This window comes from Salmonella sp. NW38 (assembly GCF_051807745.1).
Lineage (GTDB): Bacteria > Pseudomonadota > Gammaproteobacteria > Enterobacterales > Enterobacteriaceae > Salmonella > Salmonella enterica.
This window is the reverse complement of sequence record NZ_JAMMTO010000031.1, coordinates 1-1,207: the sequence shown is the minus strand read 5'-3', so window position 1 is coordinate 1,207 and position 1,207 is coordinate 1. Positions and strand designations below refer to the sequence as shown.

General features: G+C 48.8%; 1 protein-coding gene. It reads right to left on the bottom strand.

The annotated features are described in order from the left end of the window. Positions 1–16: 16 nt before the first annotated feature. Positions 17–1,128, bottom strand: a protein-coding gene (locus tag NA624_RS22970) for an IS3 family transposase (RefSeq protein WP_086007857.1) whose coding sequence is annotated in 2 segments (ribosomal slippage) — positions 17–867 and positions 867–1,128 — 1,113 coding nt in all. Because the reading frame shifts where the segments join, the coding sequence is not laid out codon by codon here. Positions 1,129–1,207: the final 79 nt, after the last annotated feature.

Here is a 1,207-nt window from a genome sequence, read left to right as displayed (position 1 = left end):
TGTAAATAGACCCGTTTTAGTTCCAGGCATTTTTTGAGATCCCGGCCAAATGATTGTGTTGCCGATATTCCTCCGGCGTCATATTGTTCAGTGATTCATGAGGGCGTTCACAGTTATATTCTGACACCCATCTTTCCGTGATTTCCCGCGCTTCATTCAGCGTTCTGAACAGATAAAAATCGAGTATTTCTGTACGGTATGTTCGGTTAAAGCGCTCAATAAAAGCGTTCTGCGTCGGCTTACCCGGCTGAATAAATTCCAGTTTTACTGCATGTTGCTCTGCCCATTCAGCCAGTGCAAGTGAGATAAATTCCGGACCATTATCCATGCGTAGCATGACCGGATAGCCACGATTTGCCGCGATCCTGTCGAGTACACGGACCACTCGTGGGGCTGGAAGATTCAGATCTATTTCAATCGACAACGCCTCACGGTTAAAGTCATCAACGACATTGAACGTGCGAAAACGACGCCCACAGACCAGGGCATCATGCATAAAATCGACAGACCAGCTCTGGTTCAGCGCTTCCGGCGTGGCCAGTGGCGAGGGGTTACGCACCGGCAGCCGTTGTTTGCCCTTACGGCGAAAATTCAGCTTCAGCAGACAATAAATACGGTGGATCCTTTTGTGATTCCACATGTATCCCTGCCGCCGCAGAACCTGAAAAAGCTTCGGAAAACCGTATCGTGGATACCGTTCAGCTGCCGCCTGCAATGCGGTAATAACGGGTTCGTCACGTGTGTTATCCGGACGGTAATGGTAAACCGTTCTGCTCAGGTTCAGACTCCGGCAGGCCTGACGGATACTGAGTCCAAATGTCGTTATCAGATGAGTGACCAGCTCACGCTTAAAGGCTGGTTTTAAAGTTTTTTTTCGATAACGTCTTTCAGCGCCCGGTTCTCAAGACTCAGGTCGGCAAACATCTGTTTGAGGCGCCGGTTCTCGTCCTCAAGATCCTTGATCTTTTTAATATCAGAAGCCTCCATGCCGCCATATCTGGACTTCCAGTTGTAGTAGGTGGCTTCAGAGATACCAGCCTCCCGGCAGACATCTTTAACGGTTCGTCCGGCTTCAACCGACTTAATCACAGCGATGATCTGATTCTCAGTGAAACGGGTTTTACGCATCGCGATCTCCTTCGTTGGAAGATTGATTATGCCGGATGATCTCTAAATATGAATGGCACGATTATGCGGGATACTTACA